This is a genomic window from Cupriavidus sp. WGlv3 (assembly GCF_023952475.1).
Taxonomy (GTDB): domain Bacteria; phylum Pseudomonadota; class Gammaproteobacteria; order Burkholderiales; family Burkholderiaceae; genus Cupriavidus; species Cupriavidus phytorum.
Genome location: NZ_JALHRX010000008.1, coordinates 187,181 through 206,454 on the forward strand (window position 1 = coordinate 187,181; position 19,274 = coordinate 206,454).

The 19,274-nt window shown below is 67.3% G+C and carries 16 protein-coding genes; 11 read left to right on the top strand and 5 right to left on the bottom strand.

Annotated features, from left to right (window positions below; translation table 11 throughout):
- Window positions 1-192 precede the first annotated feature (192 nt).
- Window positions 193-1,068, top strand: a complete 876-nt coding sequence (yedA, locus tag MKD38_RS15800) for a drug/metabolite exporter YedA (protein WP_252678126.1) — start codon at window positions 193-195, stop codon at window positions 1,066-1,068.
- Window positions 1,069-1,090: 22 nt separating this feature from the next.
- On the opposite strand, the gene MKD38_RS15805 is transcribed toward yedA, so the two are convergent.
- The 3 genes from MKD38_RS15805 to MKD38_RS15815 all read right to left on the bottom strand — a co-directional run bounded on the left by MKD38_RS15805 (window position 1,091) and on the right by MKD38_RS15815 (window position 4,397).
- Entirely contained in the window at window positions 1,091-1,783 is a 693-nt protein-coding gene (locus tag MKD38_RS15805) for a GntR family transcriptional regulator (protein ID WP_092309989.1), read from the bottom strand.
- 128 nt (window positions 1,784-1,911) lie between these two features.
- Entirely contained in the window at window positions 1,912-3,525 is a 1,614-nt protein-coding gene (locus tag MKD38_RS15810; RefSeq protein WP_252678128.1) for an OpgD/OpgG family glucan biosynthesis protein, read from the bottom strand.
- A 107-nt stretch (window positions 3,526-3,632) separates the two neighbouring features.
- A complete protein-coding gene (locus MKD38_RS15815) occupies window positions 3,633-4,397 on the bottom strand; it encodes a TerC family protein (protein WP_252678130.1) in 765 nt (254 codons plus the stop codon).
- A gap of 187 nt (window positions 4,398-4,584) precedes the next feature.
- Between MKD38_RS15815 and MKD38_RS15820 the strand changes: the two genes are divergently transcribed.
- From MKD38_RS15820 to MKD38_RS15865, 10 genes are all read left to right on the top strand, one after another.
- Entirely contained in the window at window positions 4,585-5,562 is a 978-nt protein-coding gene (locus MKD38_RS15820) for a 2-dehydropantoate 2-reductase (RefSeq protein WP_252678132.1), read from the top strand.
- 268 nt (window positions 5,563-5,830) lie between these two features.
- Complete coding sequence (locus MKD38_RS15825; protein ID WP_018008574.1) at window positions 5,831-6,550, top strand: GntR family transcriptional regulator; 720 nt, start codon at window positions 5,831-5,833, stop codon at window positions 6,548-6,550.
- Between the two features lie 314 nt (window positions 6,551-6,864).
- Window positions 6,865-8,097 carry a formyl-CoA transferase gene (gene frc / locus MKD38_RS15830; protein ID WP_252678134.1) on the top strand — a complete coding sequence of 411 codons (1,233 nt, stop codon included), beginning with the start codon at window positions 6,865-6,867 and terminating at the stop codon, window positions 8,095-8,097.
- 210 nt (window positions 8,098-8,307) lie between these two features.
- Window positions 8,308-9,090 carry a fumarylacetoacetate hydrolase family protein gene (locus MKD38_RS15835; RefSeq protein WP_252678136.1) on the top strand — a complete coding sequence of 261 codons (783 nt, stop codon included), beginning with the start codon at window positions 8,308-8,310 and terminating at the stop codon, window positions 9,088-9,090.
- 37 nt (window positions 9,091-9,127) lie between these two features.
- The gene (locus tag MKD38_RS15840) at window positions 9,128-10,687 is read left to right on the top strand and encodes a Re/Si-specific NAD(P)(+) transhydrogenase subunit alpha (protein ID WP_252678138.1); all 1,560 of its coding nucleotides are present in this window, start codon (window positions 9,128-9,130) and stop codon (window positions 10,685-10,687) included.
- A gap of 16 nt (window positions 10,688-10,703) precedes the next feature.
- Entirely contained in the window at window positions 10,704-12,101 is a 1,398-nt protein-coding gene (pntB, locus tag MKD38_RS15845) for a Re/Si-specific NAD(P)(+) transhydrogenase subunit beta (RefSeq protein ID WP_252678140.1), read from the top strand.
- A gap of 432 nt (window positions 12,102-12,533) precedes the next feature.
- The gene (gene oxc / locus MKD38_RS15850; RefSeq protein WP_252678142.1) at window positions 12,534-14,273 is read left to right on the top strand and encodes an oxalyl-CoA decarboxylase; all 1,740 of its coding nucleotides are present in this window, start codon (window positions 12,534-12,536) and stop codon (window positions 14,271-14,273) included.
- 40 nt (window positions 14,274-14,313) lie between these two features.
- Window positions 14,314-15,564 carry a formyl-CoA transferase gene (gene frc, locus MKD38_RS15855; RefSeq protein ID WP_252678144.1) on the top strand — a complete coding sequence of 417 codons (1,251 nt, stop codon included), beginning with the start codon at window positions 14,314-14,316 and terminating at the stop codon, window positions 15,562-15,564.
- Between the two features lie 156 nt (window positions 15,565-15,720).
- Window positions 15,721-16,158 carry a PAS domain-containing protein gene (locus tag MKD38_RS15860; protein WP_252678146.1) on the top strand — a complete coding sequence of 146 codons (438 nt, stop codon included), beginning with the start codon at window positions 15,721-15,723 and terminating at the stop codon, window positions 16,156-16,158.
- Between the two features lie 137 nt (window positions 16,159-16,295).
- Window positions 16,296-17,873 (top strand): AMP-binding protein, encoded by a 1,578-nt coding sequence (locus MKD38_RS15865; protein WP_252678147.1) that lies wholly within the window; start codon window positions 16,296-16,298, stop codon window positions 17,871-17,873.
- On the opposite strand, the gene MKD38_RS15870 is transcribed toward MKD38_RS15865, so the two are convergent.
- Window positions 17,840-18,454 (bottom strand): TetR/AcrR family transcriptional regulator, encoded by a 615-nt coding sequence (locus tag MKD38_RS15870; RefSeq protein WP_252678148.1) that lies wholly within the window; start codon window positions 18,452-18,454, stop codon window positions 17,840-17,842. The genes MKD38_RS15865 and MKD38_RS15870 overlap by 34 nt on opposite strands.
- A gap of 262 nt (window positions 18,455-18,716) precedes the next feature.
- Window positions 18,717-19,271 carry a hypothetical protein gene (locus tag MKD38_RS15875; RefSeq protein WP_252678149.1) on the bottom strand — a complete coding sequence of 185 codons (555 nt, stop codon included), beginning with the start codon at window positions 19,269-19,271 and terminating at the stop codon, window positions 18,717-18,719.
- Window positions 19,272-19,274: the final 3 nt, after the last annotated feature.

A 19,274-nucleotide genomic window follows, 5' to 3' on the forward strand; every position in this document is an offset into this window, starting at 1 on the left:
TTGCGGCCCGTCCGGGCTGCGTTGAAGAACCGGCCAACCGTGCGCCCGTCCGGGTGAACGCGGCCGGTTTTGTTTTGCCTGTGGTGCCGGAGTGCTTTGTGAGCAACTTTCACAAGGCTTGCCAGCACTTTTCGTTTTGCCGCGGCGGCGGACACGGCTATCTTGAATGCCTTTTCCGAACCGGTCCGCCCCATGTCTGCGCTTGTGCTGCTGTGCCTGCTGATCACCTATGTGGTCTGGGGCACCACCTACCTGGCGATCCGCTTTACGCTGGAGAGCTTTCCGCCGCTGTTCATGATGGGCACGCGCTTCCTGTGCGCGGGCCTGCTGCTGGCCGCGTGGCTGGCGTGGCGCGGCACGCCGATGCCATCGGCGCGGCAGTTGCGCCATTGCGCTGTGCCGGCCTTGTTTCTGCTGGTGGGCGGCATGGGTCTCACTGCCATTGCCGAGCAGACCATTTCCTCTGGCGCGACCACGGTGATGATCGGGTCGATGCCGATCTTTGCGCTGATCTGGGGCGCGTGCTTCGGCAACCGGCCGAAGTGGTATGAGTATGTGGCAATCGCCATCGGCAGCGCCGGCATCCTGGTGCTGACCGCGGGCGCGGAGTTCCAGGTCAGCACCGGCGGCGTGGTGGCGCTGCTGCTGGCGGTGGCGAGCTGGTCCTTCGGCTCGCAGCTGGCGCGCCGGCTGGACCTGCCGCCAGGGGCGGCGGCGTTTGCCGCGGAGATGGTGATCGGCGGCGTGGTGCTGATGGCGCTGTCGCTGCTGCGGCAGGAGCCGTGGCCGTCTTCAGTCAGCGCGCAGGCCGGCTGGGCCTGGGTCTACCTGGTGGTGGCGGGGTCGCTGGTGGCGTTCTCCGCCTACATGTACCTGGTCTCGACGGTCAGCCAGACCCTGGCGGCAAGCTATGTCTACGTGAACCCGCCGGTGGCGCTGGCCATGGGCGCGTGGCTGGGCGGTGAACAGATCGCGCCGCAGACGCTGGGCGCGGTGGTGCTGATCCTGGCGGCGCTGCTGGTGCTGAGCCTGGGCACGCTGCGCACGGCGCGGACCCAGGCGGCCTGACGGCACCGTGCGGGCGGGGCCCTCAGCGACCCGACTGCTCCTGGATCCACAGCGACAGCCGCACCTTGTAGGCCTGCTGGATATGGCGGCGCGCGATCTGCTCGGCCAGCGTCGGATCGCGCTGCTCCAGCGCTTCCACCAGCGAGATGTGTTCTTCGTACGAGCTGCGCGCGCGCCCCGGCACCGCCAGCGTGGTGCGTCCGAGCAGCGCCATGGATTCATGCAGCGAGCGCAGCGTCTTCAGCAGGTAGCGGTTGTGGGCGCAGCGGTGCAGGGTTTCATGGAACAGCCGGTTGTTCAGCGCGAGCCGGTCGGGGTCGTCGGCGATGGCGAGGTCGCGCTCGACGATATCGCGCAGCAGCGAGATCTCGACGTCGGTGGCGTGGCGCGCGGCCAGCGCGGCGGCGGTGCCTTCCAGCACTTCGCGCATCACGTACAGCTCGCTGACCATGCTGGCGTCGAGCTGCGTCACCATCATGCCGCGATTGGGCTCGTTGACGACCAGGCCCTCGGATTCCAGCCGGGACAGCGCTTCACGCACGGGCGTACGGGACAATCCCAGCGATTCGGCGAGTTCCACCTCGCGCAGCCGGGTGCCAGGGGAAAGCTGGCCGGCCTGGATGGCGGCGCGCAGCTGCTGGTAGGCGCGCTCCGAGCGCGGGAGCGATGCAGCCTGGCCGCTCTCGGCGGCGCCGGCGAACTCTTGAGAAATCATGTGAGGCTGGCGGATGCAGTGGAACTGTCGTAGCCAGCCATCATACCCGCTCGCGCCCGCCTGACATCACGGTGTCGCAATAAGGTGTAAAGGGGCTGGCCCGGCGCCAGCCCCCCGCGGCGGGGGCGTCAGCCCGCCGGTGACTGGAACGGGTGGTACTGGTACAGCCAGGTTTCCGACAGCGGCTTGCCGTTCAGGCGCAGGAACAGCCGCAGGTCGACCGGCTGGGCCCCGTCGGTGGTCAGGTCGAACTGGGCGCGCCAGTGCCCGGCCACGCCGTTGGGCACGGCTTCGGTGAAGACATAGGAGAAGGTGCCGCGCGAGGCGGTCAGCACCGCTTCGGGCTTGACGCCGAAGGGCAGCTTCTCCAGCGGCGCGCCCTTGAACTCGACCATGAACTTGCGCACGCCCCTGGGCCGCGGCTGTCCGGGCTGGCCGCCGTTGCCCAGGCGCGTGGCCACGCAGCGCGCCAGTGGCGAGGGGTAGGGCTCGTCGGCCGCCCAGTGCAGCCGGTAGCGCAGGCGGTAGGTGTTGCCGGCCTTGGCCGGCGCCTTGGGCACCCACATGGCGACGATGTTGTCGTGGATCTCGTCGTCGGTGCGCAACTCCACCAGCTGCACCGAGCCGGCGCCCCAGCCGTCGCGCGGCTCCACCCACAGGCTCGGACGGCGGTCGTAGTTGACGCCGTCCTGGTAGTGGTCGAACAGGCGGTCGCGCTGAAGCAGCCCGAAGCCCTTCGGGTTGTCGTCGGCGAAGGCTGAGGCCGTGGTCTGCGGCGGGTTGTTCAGCGGTCGCCAGATATGCTCGCCGGCGCCGTTCCACAGCGCCAGGCCGTCGGAGTCATGCACTTCGGGGCGCCAGTCGACCGCGGTGCCCTTGATGCTTTCGGAGAACCAGTACATCGAGGTCAGCGGCGCCAGCCCCAGCCGCGCCACGTCCTTGCGCAGGAACAGCACGCATTCGACGTCCATGATCACGGCCTTGGCGCGCTGCATGACGAAGCGGTAGGCGCCGGAGATGCTTGGTCCATCCAGCAGCGCGTAGACCGTGACGGTGTCGCTGTTGCCCTCGGGCGTGTCGAACCAGAAGTGAGTGAAGGCGGGGAATTCTTCCTGCTTGCCGGCTTCGGCGACGTCGATGGCGATGCCGCGCGCGGACAAGCCGTACTGGTACAGCTCGCCGATCGCGCGGAAATACGAGGCGCCGAGGAAGGCCACCCAGTCGTTCTTGCGCCAGTCGCGGGTTTTCTGGTCGCCCAGGCGGCTTTCCTGGAAGCGGAAGCCGGCAAAGCCGCTGCCCGGCGGCAGCTTGTGCGCGGGGCTGTCGGCCGGCATGTCGAAGTAAGCATCGTCATAGACGATCTCGCGTGCCTTGCCGGTGCCGCCTTTAGCGCGCTCGATCACATGCATGCGCACCGGGCTGCGGAAGTAGGTGCCGAGATGGAAGAACGTGACCGGGAACTGGCCCGGGCCGCCGGCAAAGAGCGCATCCTCGGTGCGGAAGCGGATCTTGCCGTGGGCGTCGTAGTCGATCCTGGCCAGCACGTCCGCGGGCGGCGCGGGCGGCGGCGCGTACGGCTTGCCGGCCAGCGCGCGGGCGCGCTCGATCAGGGCGTCGAAGCCGAACGGCTGGGCCTCGCCTAGCTTGATCCGGCTGGCTGCCAGCACCGATGGGGTAATGCCGAGTGCGGCAAGCGCGGCAGAGGCACTGGCGGAAACCAGCAGGGTGCGGCGGTTCATCATGTGGTGAAAGCGTCCTTTTATTGTCCGGGATTGAGCAGAACTGTAAAAGACGCCGGCGCCGCGGAAAAGTTCGGACACCCTCTGTTACAGCGGGTGGCGCCGGCGCCTCACCGCACCTCGCTCGCCTCGCGCGCGGCGCGGCGCTGCCGGCGCCGTTGTCGCGCCAGCATGTTCAGCCCCTCGACCGAGGCTGAGAACGCCATCGCCGTATAGATGTACCCCTTGGGCACGTGCGTGCCGAGGCCTTCGGCGATCAGCGTCATGCCGATCATCATCAGGAAGGCCAGCGCCAGCATCACGATGGTCGGGTTGCGGTTGATGAAGTTGGCCAGCGGGGTCGCCGCGAACAGCATCGCCATCACCGCCGCGATCACGGCCACGAACATGATCTGCACGTGTTCGGTCATGCCGACCGCGGTGATGATGCTGTCGATCGAAAACACCAGGTCCAGCACCAGGATTTGGCCGATGGCGGCGGCAAAGCTGTGCACCGCCTGGGTCGTGCCGCTTTCCTCGCCTTCCTCGGCGGCGGTGACGTGGTGATGGATTTCACGCGTGGCCTTCCACACCAGGAAGCCGCCGCCCGCGATCAGGATCAGGTCGCGCCACGACAGCCCATGGCCCAGCACGGTGAAGAGCGGCTGGGTCAGCGTGACGATGAAGGCGATGGTCGCCAGCAGGCCCAGGCGCAGCAGCAGCGCCAGGCTGATGCCGATCTTGCGGGCCTTCTCCCGCATCTCCGCGGGCAGCTTGTTGGTCAGGATCGAGATGAAGATCAGGTTGTCGATCCCCAGCACGATTTCCATCGCCACCAGCGTGGCCAGCGCCGCCCAGGCGGCGGGATCCTGCAGCAATGCCAACGTCGCTTCCATGAAGGCTCCGGAGTGATGGGAGGGCGCATGCAGGCTTCATGTTAGCGCAGCGTCGCTTGGCCGCGCAGCCTGTCACATAAAGATAAAGGCGCGCCCGAGAGGGCGATTGGCAGGTTGCCATGTGTCGTCATGGAATATAGTATGTGATATATCAAAAGATCCAATCGAGCCATCAAGGAGGCAGCATATGAAAGTCTGTATCTACGGCGCCGGTGCCATCGGCGGCTATGTCGGGGCGCAGCTGGCGCGCGCGGGAGCCGAGGTCAGCTTTGTCGCGCGCGGACCCCACCTCGCGGCGATGCAGGAGCACGGCGTCAAGCTGCTGATCGATGGAGAGGAGCGGGTCGCGAAGGTGCGCAGTACCAGCGATCCGCGCGAACTCGGGCCCCAGGACTATGTGTTCATCACCCTCAAGGCGCATTCGGTGCCCGGCGTGGTAGACCAGATGCAGCCGCTGCTGGGGCGTGATACCGCGATCGTGACCGGCGTCAACGGCATTCCTTACTGGTACTTCTACAAGCACGGCGGCGAGCTGGCCGGCCGCACGCTGGAGAGCGTCGATCCCGGCGGGCGCCAGTGGCAGCGCCTGGGGCCGGAGCGGGCCATCGGCTGCGTGGTCTATCCGGCCGCCGAAATCGTCGCGCCGGGCGTGATCAAGCATGTCTACGGCAAGAAGTTCCCGCTGGGCGAGCCGGACGGCAGCCGCTCCGCGCGCGTGACCCGGCTCAGCGAAATGATGATGGCAGCCGACCTCGACGCCCCGGTGCGCGACAACATCCGCGACGAGATCTGGCTCAAGCTGTGGGGCAACCTGTGCTTCAACCCGATCAGCGCGCTGACCCACGCCACGCTCGATGTCATCACCGCCGACCCCGCCACGCGCGAGCTGTCGCGCCAGATGATGGTGGAGGCCCAGGGCATCGCCGAGCGCTTCGGGGTGAAGTTCCGCGTCGACGTGGAACGGCGCATCGACGGCGCCGGCGCCGTGGGCGCGCACAAGACCTCGATGCTGCAGGACCTGGAGGCGGGGCGGGCCATGGAAATCGACCCGCTGCTGACGGTGGTGCAGGAAATGGGGCGGCTGGTGGGCGAGCCGACGCCGATGTGCGATGCCGTGCTCGGGCTGATCAAGCAGCGCGACGCGATGGCCAAGCTTGCCGCCTGAGGAGCAGGGGGATGCCACCGGGTCAGGCGTCCCCCGAGGGGCGGGCCGGGCACGCGACGTGACGTGTTCCCGGCTCGCGAAGTCGAAAGGCAGGGCGATTGTGATATACCATATACGACAGGCCGCGCACCGCTTTTGTGCCGATGCATGTGGAGCGCGCATCGTTTGATGCGTTTTCATAATGGGTCAGGCGTTTTTGCTAAGCTGTGCAGCAATGCGGAGGGCGCCATTCCGGCGGCCCGGCCGCCGGTCTCACACGAGCAAATCCATGTCTGCGCAAAGCCAATCCATCGTCCAGCCCAACGGGCTGTCCCTGTCGGTACAACCGATCAACGCCGGCGCGAGCCTGCGCGACCAGGCCTACGCCATGCTGCGCCAGGCCATCGCCGACGCCGACATCTACCAGTCGCGCGACGAGATCCGGCTGGATGAGCGGGTGCTGAGCGAGGCCATGGGCGTCAGCCGCACGCCGATCCGCGAAGCCATGACGCTGCTGGAGCAGGAAGGCTTCCTGCGCACCGTGCCGCGGCGCGGCATCTACATCATGCGCAAGACCAAGCGCGAGATCGTCGAGATGATCCAGATGTGGGCCGCGCTCGAAAGCATGGCGGCCCGGCTGGCCACCGAAAACGCCACCGACGCCGAGATCGCGCAGCTGCGCAGGATGTTCGACAGCTTCCGCGATTCCACCCCGGCCGAGCACATCGAAGAGTATTCCGACGCCAATATCGCGTTCCACCAGGCGATCGTGCAGCTGTCCAAGTCGCAGATCATCATGGACACGATCCGCAACATCTTTATCCACGTGCGCGCGATCCGGAAGATGACCATTTCGCAGAGCGACCGCGCGGCACGGTCGATCGTCGACCACCTGCGCATCATCGAGGCGCTGGAGCGGCGGGACACCGAACTGGCCGAGCGGCTGGTGCGGCAGCATTCGCTGGACCTCGCCGACTACGTCGAGAAGCACTGCGATTTCCTGGACTGATACGGGCAGCAGCCAGGCGCAAAAAGCGGCGGACTCCGGTCCGCCGCTTTGCTTTTGGGGCCGCGCCAGACATGCGAAGGGCATTTCGCTAAATGGTGTGTGATATATCAATGTGAAAAGCGCTTAGGCCTTTATGCTCGCACAGCGCTGAAAACGCCGGTTCTTATGCCTTCCTTCACTGGATCGCCGGCGCTTGCTGCGTCGCATCGTCGATATTTGCACCGGAAGCGCCAAACTCCTCTTGCTCTCTTCTGATATATCACATACCGTATGTCATCAGAGACTACAAATAGCGGAAGAGGAGACCCTTCGCAATGGAAACCAAAGCCCTGCAAGGTGTGCGCATCCTGGACATGACCCATGTCCAGGCGGGCCCGTCGGCGACGCAGTTGATGGCGTGGCTGGGCGCGGACGTGATCAAGGTGGAGATGCCGGGACGCGGCGACATCACGCGCAGCCAGTTGCGCGACGTGCCGAACGCCGACAGCCTGTACTTCACCATGCTCAACTCCAACAAGCGCAGCCTGACGCTGAACATGAAGACGCCCGAAGGCAAGGCGCTGCTCGAAGACCTGATCCAGCGCAGCGACGTGCTGATCGAGAACTTCGGTCCCGGCGTGCTGGCGCGCGCGGGTTTCGACTGGGACCACATGCAGGACCTGAACCCGCGCCTGGTCTATGCCTCGATCAAGGGCTTCGGCCCAGGCCCATACGCGGACTGCAAGGCCTACGAGAACGTGGCGCAGTGCATGGGCGGCTCGGCTTCGACCACCGGCGACGCCGACGGCGTGCCCACGGTGACCGGCGCACAGATCGGCGACTCCGGCACCGGCGTGCATGCCGTGGTCGGCATCCTGGCCGCGCTGCTGCATCGCGAACACACCGGCCGCGGCCAGCGCGTGGAAGTGGCGATGCAGGACGCGGTGCTGAACCTGTGCCGGGTCAAGCTGCGCGACCAGCAGCGCCTGGCCAACGGGCCGTTACGTGAATATCCCAACGAGGACTTCGGCGACCACGTGCCGCGCGCGGGCAATGCCTCGGGCGGCGGGCAGCCGGGCGCGGCGCTGCGTTGCGCGCCGGGTGGCCCCAACGACTACGTCTACGTCATTATCCAGCCGCAGGGCTGGGAGCCGTTGATGCGCCTGTGCGGGCGCGAAGAGCTGATCACCAACCCGGACTACGCCACGCCCGAAGCCCGCCTCAAGCACCTGGCCGACTGCTTTGCCGTGATCGAGAAATGGACCCGCGGCATCAGCAAGTTCGAGGTGATGGCGGCCCTGAACGAGGTCGATGTGCCGTGCGGCCCGATCCTGTCGATGAAGGACCTGATCGAGGACGAGTCGCTGTACCAGCGCGGCTACCTGGTCGAACTGGAGCATCCGCAGCGCGGCAACTACGTGCAGCTGGGTTGCCCGATCACGCTGTCGGCCTCGCCGGTGCAGGTGGAGCGCTCGCCGCTGCTGGGCGAGCACACCGAGGAGATCCTCGAGTGGCTGGGCCGCACGCCCGCGCAGATCGCTGCGATGAAGCTGGCCGGCGCGGTATGAGGCGCTTGCCAGCGGTTGCGTGAGCGTACCGGCGTCATTCCCGCGCAGGCGGGAATCCAGCGTCTTTCAAAGCCACTGGGTTCCCGCCTGCGCGGGAACGACGGGCGGACACGTCGACCTCGCGCTCGCTCTCCCTTCCAATTCTTGACGATCCCTGCAACCGACATCGGCGCAGGCGGGGCCTTCCTTTGCCTGCGCAAGGAGCATGCTGTGCAAACCTGGATACGTTTTCGCCGCGCCGACGGCAGCATCGGCCATGGCCGCCTCGACGAGGCCGACCCCAACCGCGTGGTCGAATATGACCGCGACGGCTTCGACCATCCCGGCCCCACCGGCGCCGTGCATGACCGCGCCGCGCTGACCGTGGTCGCGCCGTGCGCGCCGGGCAAGGTGGTGGCGCTGTGGAACAACTTCCACGCGCTCGCGCGCAAGCTGGAAAAGCCGGTGCCGACGCACCCGCTGTTCCTGATCAAGCCGGCGACATCGCTGGCCGGTCCCAACGACGCGGTGCAGCGCCCCAAGAGCTACGACGGCAAGATCGTCTACGAGGGCGAGCTGGGCATCGTCATCGGCAAGAAGGCGCGCAACGTGACGGTGGCGGAGGCCGGCGCCCACATCTTCGGCTACACCATCGTCAACGACGTGACCGCGGCCGAGCTGATCACGGCCGATCCGAATTTCCCGCAATGGACCCGCGCCAAGGGCTTCGACACCTTCGGCTGCATCGGCCCGGCCATCGTCACCGGCTTCCCCTGGAAGACCGCCAGCGTGGTCACGCGGCTGGATGGGGTGGAGCGGCAGAACTACCCGCTGTCGGACATGATCTTCTCGCCCGAGGAACAGGTCAGCCGGATCTCGCAGGACCTGACGCTGATGCCGGGCGACGTGATTGCCGTGGGCACCTCGCTGGGCGTGGGTTCGATGAAGGACGGCGCCGTGGTCGAGGTGTCGATCGCCGGCATCGGCTCGCTGGTCAACCACGTGCGCGGCTGAGCCGGCGCCAGATCCCTTTCCTGAAACGGTGAATGCCATGCCAATGACGATCGGTGTGCCGCGCGAGGTCCACCCGGGCGAGCGGCGCGTTGCCGCCACCCCGGACTCGGTCAAGGAACTGCTCAAGCTCGGTTACCAGGTAGTGGTGGAGACCGGTGCCGGCCTGGAAGCGTCGTTCTCGGACGACGACTATCGCGCCGCCGGCGCGGCCATTGTCGATGCGGCCAGCCTGTGGGCCTCGGTCGACGTGGTGGTCAAGGTGCGCCCGCCGCAGGTCCACCCCAGCCTGGGGGTGGAAGAAGCGGCGCTGCTGAAGAAGCATGCCACGCTGATCGGCTTTGTCTGGCCGGCGCAGCAGATGCCGATGCTGGAGCGCCTGGCGCAGCGCGGCGCCACGGTGCTGGCGATGGACTGCGTGCCGCGCATCTCGCGCGCGCAGAAGCTGGATGCGCTCAGCTCGATGGCCAACATGGCCGGCTACCGCGCGGTGATCGAGGCCGCGCATGCCTTCGGCCGTCCCTTTGCCGGGCAGATCACCGCCGCGGGCAAGATCCCGCCGGCGCGCGTGCTGGTGATCGGCGCCGGCGTGGCGGGGCTGGCGGCGATCGGCGCGGCCCGCAGCCTGGGCGCGGTGGTGCGCGCCTTCGATACGCGGCCAGTGGTGCGCCAGCAGATCGAGAGCCTGGGCGCGGAATTCCTCACGGTCGAGATCGAAGAGGACGGCAGCGGCAGCGGCGGCTACGCCAAGGAGATGAGCCCGGCCTTTATCGAAGCGGAGATGCGGCTCTTTGCCGAGCAGGCGCGCGAGGTCGACATCATCATTACCACCGCGCTGATCCCGGGCAAGCCGGCGCCCAAGCTGCTGGAAGCCGGCACCGTCGCGCTGATGCGCGCCGGCAGCGTGGTGGTGGACCTGGCCGCCGAGCAGGGCGGCAACTGCGTGCTGACCGTGCCGGGTGAAAGCGTGCGCCGCGAGGGCGTCACCATCATCGGCTACACCGACCTGCCCAGCCGCATGGCGGCGCAGGCGAGCCAGCTCTATGGCACCAATGTCCGCCACCTGCTGAGCGAACTGACGCCGGGCAAGGACGGCCAGCTGGTGGTGAACATGGACGACGAGATGATCCGCGGCGCGACGGTGCTGCACCAGGGCGCGGTGACCTGGCCGCCACCGCCGCTGACCGTGGCGGTGCCGCAGCAGCAGGCCCCTGCGGAAGTTCCGGTGCCGGCCGAAACCGCGCCGCCGCGCAGCCGCACCGGCACGACGCTGATGGCACTGGCACTGGCGGCCGCTGCGCTGCTGGGGCTGGGGGCGGTGGCGCCACCAGCCTTCATGGCGCATTTCACGGTGTTCGTGCTGGCGATCTTCGTCGGCTACCAGGTGGTGTGGAACGTCACCGCGGCGCTGCACACGCCGCTGATGAGCGTGACCAATGCCATCAGCGGGATCATCGTGGTTGGGGCGCTGGTGCAGCTGGGCAAGCCGTCGCTGCTGACGGCGGTGATCGCGGGCTGCGCGGTGCTGGTGGCCACCATCAATATCGCCGGGGGCTTCCTGGTGACGCAGCGCATGCTGAAGATGTTCCAGCGCGACTAAGGCCAGGGAGAGAACCATGCCATCCGGAATCAGCAATATCGCTTACCTCGCCGCCAGCGCGCTGTTCATCCTCAGCCTGAGCGGACTGAGCCATCCCGCCACCGCGCGGCGCGGCAACATGCTTGGCATCGCCGGCATGGTGATCGCGGTCATGACCACGGTGCTGGCGGGCAGTCCCGACGGCATCGCCATCATCATCGTGGCGATGGTGGTGGGGGGCATTGCCGGGGCCATGCTGGCCAAGCGCGTCGAGATGACGCAGATGCCGCAGCTGGTGGCGGTGCTGCACAGCTTCGTCGGCCTGGCCGCGGTGCTGGTCGGCTATGCCAGCTACCTGGAGCCGACCACGCTCGGCGGCGTCGAGAAGGCGATCCACGAAGTCGAGACCTACCTCGGCATCCTGATCGGCGCGGTCACCTTCACCGGGTCGATCATCGCCTTCCTCAAGCTGCAGGGCACCATGGGCGGCAAGCCGCTGCTGCTGCCGGGGCGCCACGTGCTCAACGCCGGCGCGCTGGTGGTGTGCGTGTGGCTGGGCTATGCCTTCCTGAGCGCACCGGACCCGCAGCAGGGGCTGGTGCCGCTGGCGGCAATGACGGTGATCGCGCTGCTGGTCGGCGCGCACCTGGTGCTGGCCATCGGCGGCGCCGACATGCCGGTGGTGGTGTCGATGCTGAACAGCTACTCGGGCTGGGCGGCGGCGGCGACCGGCTTCATGCTCGGCAACGACCTGCTCATCATCACCGGCGCGCTGGTGGGATCGAGCGGCGCCATCCTCAGCTACATCATGTGCAAGGCCATGAACCGCAAGTTCCTGTCGGTGATCCTCGGGGGATTCGGCGCGGTGCAGGCGCAGGGCGCGGCGACCGAGCAGGGCGAGGTGCTGCCGGTGTCGAGCGAGGAAGTCAGCAGCCTGCTGAAGGACGCCAACGAGGTCATCATCGTGCCGGGTTACGGCATGGCGGTGGCGCAGGCGCAGGGCACCATCAGCGAGATTGCGCGGCGCCTGCGGGCGCAGGGCGTCAACGTACGCTTCGGCATCCACCCGGTGGCCGGCCGCCTGCCGGGGCACATGAACGTGCTGCTGGCCGAGGCGCGGGTGCCGTACGACATCGTGCTGGAAATGGAAGAGATCAACGACGACTTCGAGAAGGCCGACGTGGTGCTGGTGGTCGGCGCCAACGACATCGTCAACCCCGGTGCGCTGGAGGACCCCGCCAGCCCGATTGCCGGCATGCCGGTGCTGGAGGTGTGGAAGGCCAAGACCGTGGTGGTGTCCAAGCGCAGCATGGCGGCGGGCTACGCGGGTGTCGACAACCCGCTGTTCTACAAGGACAACACGCGCATGTGGTTTGGCGATGCCAAGGGCAGCGTCGATGCATTGCTGCGGCAGCTGGAGGAGGTACCCGCGTGACGTGTCGGAGCCGCCGTCAGCAGCGTGGAACGTTGTATGTGATATATCTGTGAGCTGAAAACGCCCCTTTAAGGCGACTTCAGGTCGAACGTCTGTATTGGTGCGAAATGCGAATAAATGGCGTGGATTGAGGAATTGCGCTGATTTACCCGCAGATCCGGCCAGGTTTGCTGCAGTGCACTGACGAAAGTTGGCCACAGAGATGGAAAATAGCTTGCCGTTCTCTGATATATCACATACCGTATGTCATCAAGACCGGTCGAACGAACCGGACCGACCGCAGCAGGGCACAGCGCCCGCGCACCACGAACACAAGTCCAAAAGGAGACCAAGCATGTCGGAAGTCGTAGCGAAGCGGGCCCAAAGCACTCCCGCGGCAGCCTGAGTCACAAAAATTCCCACCCCAGTCAATTTGCATAGAAGGAAGCAACCATGGCAGAAGTCGGAAACGAGCTGCAGCGTCACGCCGCGGAAGAACATCAGGCACAAACCGATGGTTTTCATCTGGTCATCGACGCGCTGAAGCTGAATGGCATCGAAAACATCTACGGCCTGCCCGGCATCCCGGTCACCGATCTGGCCCGTCTGGCGCAGGCCAACGGCATGCGCGTCATCAGCTTCCGCCACGAGCAGAACGCCGGCAACGCCGCGGCGATTGCGGGCTTCCTGACGCAGAAGCCGGGCGTTTGCCTGACCGTCTCCGCGCCGGGCTTTCTGAACGGGCTGACGGCGCTGGCACATGCCACCACCAACTGCTTCCCGATGATCCTGATCAGCGGCTCGAGCGAGCGCGAGATCGTCGACCTGCAGCAGGGTGACTACGAAGAGATGGACCAGCTGGCCATCGCCCGTCCGCACGCCAAGGCTGCGTTCCGCGTGCTGCACGCGGAGGACATCGGCGTCGGTGTCGCGCGTGCCATTCGCGCCGCCGTGTCGGGCCGCCCGGGCGGCGTGTACCTGGACCTGCCGGCCAAGCTGCTGGGCCAGTCGCTGGAAGCCGAAAAGGGCAAGAAGTCGCTGATCAAGGTGGTGGACCCAGCGCCGCGCCAGCTGCCCGCACCGGATTCGATCGACCGCGCCGTCGCGCTGCTGAAGACTGCCAAGCGCCCGCTGATCCTGATCGGCAAGGGAGCCGCGTACGCGCGCGCCGAGGCAGACCTGCGCAAGCTGGTCGAAAAGACCGGCATCCCGTACCTGCCGATGTCGATGGCCAAGGGCCTGCTGCCCGATACGCATCCGCAGTCGGCCTCGGCGGCGCGCTCCTATGTGCTGGCCGAGGCCGACGTGGTGCTGCTGGTCGGCGCCCGCCTGAACTGGCTGCTGTCGCACGGCAAGGGCAAGACCTGGGGCAAGCCCAAGCAGTTCATCCAGGTCGACATCGCGCCGACCGAGATGGACAGCAACGTCGCCATCGCCGCGCCGGTGGTGGGCGACATCGGCTCATGCGTAACGGCGCTGCTCGACAAGATCGGCAATGACTTCGCCAAGCCGGGCGCCGACTGGCTGAACGCGGTGGCCGACCGCAGGGACACCAACCTGGCGAAGATGGCCGAGACCCTGGCCAGGGCCAAGGAGGCCGCGCCGATGAACTTCCACGGCGCGCTGAGCGTGCTGAAGGATGTGGTCAAGGCCAACCCCGGCATCTCGTTCGTCAACGAAGGCGCCAACACGCTGGACTACGCCCGTGCCGTGATCGACATGTACGAGCCGCGCAAGCGCCTGGACGTGGGCACCTGGGGCGTGATGGGCGTGGGCATGGGGTACGCGGTGGCCGCGGCGGTCGAGACCGGCAAGCCGGTGCTGGCGCTGTGCGGCGACAGTGCCTTCGGTTTCTCGGGCATGGAAGTCGAGACCATCTGCCGCTACAACCTGCCGGTCTGCATCGTCATCTTCAACAACAACGGCGTCTACAAGGGCATCGACAAGAACCCCACCGGCGGCAGCGACCCGGCGGTCACGACCTTCGTCCCGGGTGCGCGCTACGACAAGATGATGGAAGCGTTCGGAGGCGTCGGCGCCAACGTCACCACGCCGGCGGAACTCGAGGCCGCGGTGAACGAAGCGCTGCGCTCGGGCAAGCCCACGCTGGTCAACGCCGTCATCGATCCGGCAGCCGGCACCGAAAGCGGTCGCCTGACCAACCTGAATCCGCAAAGCTCGGCCAAGAAGTAATCCACCCGAATTTCACCCCCTAATCCAATAGGAGACGAACGTGAACCTCCCACTCAACGGCATCAAGATCATCGACTTCACGCACGTCCAGGCGGGTCCCGCCTGCACGCAGCTGCTGGCATGGTTCGGCGCCGACGTGATCAAGGTCGAGCGCCCGGGTTCCGGCGACGTGACGCGCACGCAGTTGCGCGACATCCCGGATGTCGACGCGCTGTACTTCACCATGCTCAACTCCAACAAGCGCAGCCTGACGCTGGATACGAAGAAGCCGGACGGAAAGAAGATCCTGGAGCAGCTGATCCGCGAGTCCGACGTGCTGGTCGAGAACTTCGGCCCGGGCGCGCTGGACCGCATGGGCTTCTCGTGGGAGCGCATCAACGAGCTGAACCCGAAGATGATCGTGGCTTCGGTCAAGGGCTTCAGCGATGGCCACCACTACGAAGACCTGAAGGTCTATGAAAACGTGGCGCAGTGCGCCGGCGGCGCGGCCTCGACCACCGGCTTCTGGGACGGCCCGCCCACGGTCTCCGCCGCGGCGCTGGGCGATTCCAACACCGGCATGCACCTGGCCATCGGCATCCTGACCGCGCTGATCGGCCGCGACAAGACCGGCAAGGGCCAGAAGGTGGCGGTGTCGATGCAGGACGCGGTGCTGAACCTGTGCCGCGTCAAGCTGCGCGACCAGCAGCGCCTGGACCGCCTGGGCTACCTGGAAGAGTACCCGCAGTACCCGCATGGCAGCTTCAGCGACGTGGTGCCGCGCGGCGGCAACGCGGGCGGCGGCGGTCAGCCGGGCTGGGTGCTGAAGTGCAAGGGCTGGGAGACCGATCCCAACGCCTATATCTACTTCACCATCCAGGGCCATGCCTGGGAGCCGATCTGCAAGGCGCTGGGCAAGCCGGAATGGATAGCCGATCCCAACTACGCCACCCCCAAGGCGCGCCAGCCGCATATTTTCGATATCTTCAACACCATCGAGGAATGGCTGGCGGACAAGACCAAGTACGAGGCGGTCGACATCCTGCGCAAGTTCGACATCCCCTGCTCGCCGGTGCTGTCGATGAAGGAGATCGCCGCCGATCCGTCGCTGCGTGCCAGCGGCAGCATCACCGAGGTGCCGCACAAGGAGCGCGGCAGCTACCTGACGGTGGGCAGCCCGATCAAGTTCTCCGACCTGAAGCCGGAGATCACGGGTTCGCCGCTGCTGGGCGAGCATAGCGAAGAGGTGCTGGCCGGCCTGGGCTACGGTGCGGAAGACATCAAGCGCCTGCGCGAGTCCCAGGTGATCTGACGCCGACCGCCGGCACCTGTGCCGACGCCGACGCCGGGGCCGCGCGCACAGCGGGCTCCGGCGTTTTTGCTTGTGGCGCCGCGATGTGGCACGCTACCTTGATGGCACCGGCGCGCCCCAGCCGCTGCCGTTTGTAGATGACGAGAGGGAATCCCCATGACAGAGCAGATCGACTACGCGCAACTGGTGTCCGCCATCGGCGACGCCATCATCATCTCCGACGCCAAGGGCGCCATCACGCTGTGGAATCCGGCGGCCGAGCGCATGTTCGGCTTCACCCAGGCCGAGGCCATGGGCCAGTCGCTGGACCTGATCATCCCCGAGCGGCTGCGTGGGCGGCACTGGGAGGGGTACGACAAGACCATGGCGACCGGCATCACCCGCTACGGCCATGACCTGCTCAAGGTGCCGGCGGTGGACAAGGACGGCAAGGCGATGTCGATCGCCTTCACCGTGGCGCTGCTCAAGGACGCCGCCGGCGCCATCACCGGCATCGTCGCCGTGATCCGCGACGAGACCGTGCGCTTCCAGGAAGAGCGGGCGCTGAAGAAGCGGCTGGTCGAGCTGGAGAACCAGGTCAAGGAACAGGCCTGAGGCCCCCGCTGCCTGAGTGACCCCTGCACACCGCTTCAGCCTGCATTAACCCGGCCTTCTCGGTACCAAAAGCGTTGACGTGGTACCGAGCGGCCCCTACATTGGGAGCCTGACCACAACAATTCCAGGGAGACAACATGGCCCGTCAGGCTCCGGCGGCTGCGGTCGTCCACGGCGGCGCGACCGTCGGCCAGCTCTATACCGCGGCGCTGCGGGCACGGCCTGGCGTACCCGCCGTGGTCGGCGACGACGTCACGCTTAGTTATGAGGCGCTGGCCCGGCACAGCGCACGCATCGCGCGGCTGTTGGCCGCGCGCGGCCTGGCGCGCCAGGCCGCCGTGGCCTTCCTGGTCGGCAACCGCGCCGAGGCGGTCGCGGCCATCATCGCCGCGCAACTGGCCGGGCTGAAGGCCGTGTCGCTGCACCCGATGGCGGCGGAAGCGGACCATGCCTTCGTGCTGGAAGACGCGGGCGTGCAGGCGCTGGTGGTCGACAACGCCCGCTTCGCCGAGCGGGCGCACGCGCTCGCCGCCGGTACGCGGCTGCAGGTGCTGCCGCTCGACGACGGCGAGTTTGGCCCCGGCCTGGCCCGCGCCGCCGCCGCCTTCGATGACGCGCCCGTGGTCCCCGGCGATGATCCGACCGAGATCAGCAAGCTGTCGTACACCGGCGGCACCACCGGACGTTCGAAGGGCATCCTGCATACCCACCGGACCTCGGTGACGATGCTGCAGTACATGCTGGCCACCTACGAATGGCCGGCGCAGGTGCGTTACCTCGTCACCACACCGATCTCGCACGCGTCCGGCAGCCTGTTCCTGCCGACCCTTCTGCGCGGCGGCACCATCTACCTGTGCGACAAGTTCAGCCCGGCGGATTTCCTGCGGCGCGTGGCCGAGCACCGCATCAACCTGACCTTCCTGGTGCCCACGCAGATCTACGGGCTGCTCGATTGCGATGGCCTGGACACGGCCGACCTGTCCAGCCTGGAACTGGTGCTGTACGGCGCGGCGCCGATCGCACCGGTGCGCCTGGCCGACGCGCTGCGCCGCATCGGCCCGGTGTTCGGGCAGATCTACGGCCAGGCCGAGGCACCGATGTGCATCAGCTACCTGAGCCCGCGCGACCACGATCCGGACCATCCCGAGCGCCTGCGCTCTTGCGGCAAGGTGATCCCCGGCAACCAGGTCAGGCTGCTCGACGCGCAGTTGCGGGAAGTCGCACCGGGCGAGGTGGGAGAGCTGTGCGTGCGTGGCCCGCTGGTGATGGAGGGCTACCTGAACCGGCCGGAGGAAGATGCCAGGGTCTTTGCCGGCGACTGGCTGCACACCGGCGACATGGCGCGCTGCGACAGCGAAGGGTTCCTGTACCTGGTCGACCGCGCCAAGGACATGATCATCAGCGGCGGCTTCAACGTGTACCCGAGCGAAGTCGAGCATTGCCTGGCGCTGCATCCCGCCATCGCCATGTCCGCGGTGATCGGCGTGCCCGACCCCAAGTGGGGCGAGGCCGTGACCGCGGTGGTTGTGGCCCGCCCCGGTACCGGCCTGACCGAGGCCGACGTGATCGCCCACGTGACCCGGCACAAGGGCGTGGTCAATGCGCCCAAGCAGGTGGTGTTCGCCGATGCGCTGCCGCTGACGGCGCTGGGCAAGATCGACCGCAAGGCCATCCGCGGGCGTTACTGGGGCGGACAGGAGCGGCAGGTGGCCTGAGTGGGGCCATCGGCGTCCGGCCTGCAGAGCAGGCCGTTCAGGATGATCTCGTAGAACTCGCTGAAGGCATCGCCCATCTTCATCCCGGTGTCCTTCAGGAACTGCTGGCTGCGCAGGCGATGCGCGGCGCCGAGGATCGCTTCGGACACCAGCCGCGGATTGTGCGGTGCCATCAGTCCTTGCCGCATGCCGGCCTCGAGCAGGCTTTCCAGCCCGCGTACGCGCGCCAGCTGGTACGCGTCGAACACGGCCCGGCCGCTGTCGATGGCATCGAGGTCGGCCAGCGCCGCCTTGCTCAGTCCCGACGTATTCAGCGCGGCATGCAGGTAGGCCGACACGGCGCGCGCGGCATCGCTCTCGCGGCGCGCCGCGGCGAAGCCCCGCTCCAGGTTGGCCGCCAGCACATCGCGGCAGATGCCGACGAACAGCGCCTCCTTGGTCGGCGCGATCTCGTACAGGCGCCGCCGCGAGCAGCGCATGCGCTGCGCGATCTCGCCGATGGTCAGCGACGAGACGCCTTCGCTGCACAGCAGGCGCGTCAGGTCCTGGATAAAGTCTTCGTCGGTGCGTCGCGTGGCCATGAAGCGGGCGGGGTGCGTCCGGCTGCCGCCGGCGGGTTCGATCTCGGTTGGGAGCGGTATGTTACGACGATTCCCGAATGCGCTGCAGCATGACGCCGGGCGCGCGGTGGCGTGGAGCTTGCACGACTGGTGCAGCGCGTTGCCGGGCACAACGCGAAGGCCGGCCCGCGCACGGCGGAAACGGTAAAAGCGGGAGAGCCATGTGAAAATTACTGGCGCTGCGTGCAGCAGGACGGACACAGGCGGCGAGCGCGGGCAGGACTCAAGCGCGCCGTCCGGCTTGCCGCAGCACCATCGCGCCCAGCGGCAAGGCCAGACCGAAGGCGACGTAGACCAGCGCCAGCATGCCGGGCGACAGCCGGCGCTCGAAGCCAGGGGTGAGGCGATGGGGCGTGCACTTCAGGTCGACGAAGCACGCAATGCCCGCGATCGCGAGGCCCCCGAGCACGCGCGTCGGCGCCGCGGGGGACGCGGCTGGACGCGCGCCGGGATGGACCTCGCCAGGTGTGGCGCCGACGGCCATCGCGCCTTCGTAGAACGCCGCCCAGAACACCGACATCGCATGATGGATGACATAGCCCAGCACGGTATGCCGCACCGACGGCCGGTTGGTGTGAATGGCCCGATCGCCCCAGATCCAGTGGCTGACGGCGTTGACGGGCGCGAACGCGCTGCCGCAGTCGACGCTGCCGCCGCAGGCGAGCATGCCGGTGGACAACAGGCTGGCGCAAGTGCCCGAGACCGCGGCCCGGCGCAGCACCGTGGCCGCATCCAGCGTGTGCTCGTGCTCGGCGCCAGCGGCTTTATCGGCCGGCATGCC

Coding starts and splice junctions, on each gene's coding strand:
- MKD38_RS15870 (WP_252678148.1), bottom strand. CDS start 18,454: ATGGCCACGCGACGCACCGACGAAGACTTTATCCAGGACCTGACGCGC.
- MKD38_RS15860 (WP_252678146.1), top strand. CDS start 15,721: ATGACAGAGCAGATCGACTACGCGCAACTGGTGTCCGCCATCGGCGAC.
- MKD38_RS15820 (WP_252678132.1), top strand. CDS start 4,585: ATGAAAGTCTGTATCTACGGCGCCGGTGCCATCGGCGGCTATGTCGGG.
- MKD38_RS15810 (WP_252678128.1), bottom strand. CDS start 3,525: ATGATGAACCGCCGCACCCTGCTGGTTTCCGCCAGTGCCTCTGCCGCG.
- pntB (WP_252678140.1), top strand. CDS start 10,704: ATGCCATCCGGAATCAGCAATATCGCTTACCTCGCCGCCAGCGCGCTG.
- MKD38_RS15805 (WP_092309989.1), bottom strand. CDS start 1,783: ATGATTTCTCAAGAGTTCGCCGGCGCCGCCGAGAGCGGCCAGGCTGCA.
- MKD38_RS15825 (WP_018008574.1), top strand. CDS start 5,831: ATGTCTGCGCAAAGCCAATCCATCGTCCAGCCCAACGGGCTGTCCCTG.
- oxc (WP_252678142.1), top strand. CDS start 12,534: ATGGCAGAAGTCGGAAACGAGCTGCAGCGTCACGCCGCGGAAGAACAT.
- MKD38_RS15875 (WP_252678149.1), bottom strand. CDS start 19,271: ATGCCGGCCGATAAAGCCGCTGGCGCCGAGCACGAGCACACGCTGGAT.
- MKD38_RS15865 (WP_252678147.1), top strand. CDS start 16,296: ATGGCCCGTCAGGCTCCGGCGGCTGCGGTCGTCCACGGCGGCGCGACC.
- MKD38_RS15840 (WP_252678138.1), top strand. CDS start 9,128: ATGCCAATGACGATCGGTGTGCCGCGCGAGGTCCACCCGGGCGAGCGG.
- MKD38_RS15815 (WP_252678130.1), bottom strand. CDS start 4,397: ATGGAAGCGACGTTGGCATTGCTGCAGGATCCCGCCGCCTGGGCGGCG.
- frc (WP_252678134.1), top strand. CDS start 6,865: ATGGAAACCAAAGCCCTGCAAGGTGTGCGCATCCTGGACATGACCCAT.
- yedA (WP_252678126.1), top strand. CDS start 193: ATGTCTGCGCTTGTGCTGCTGTGCCTGCTGATCACCTATGTGGTCTGG.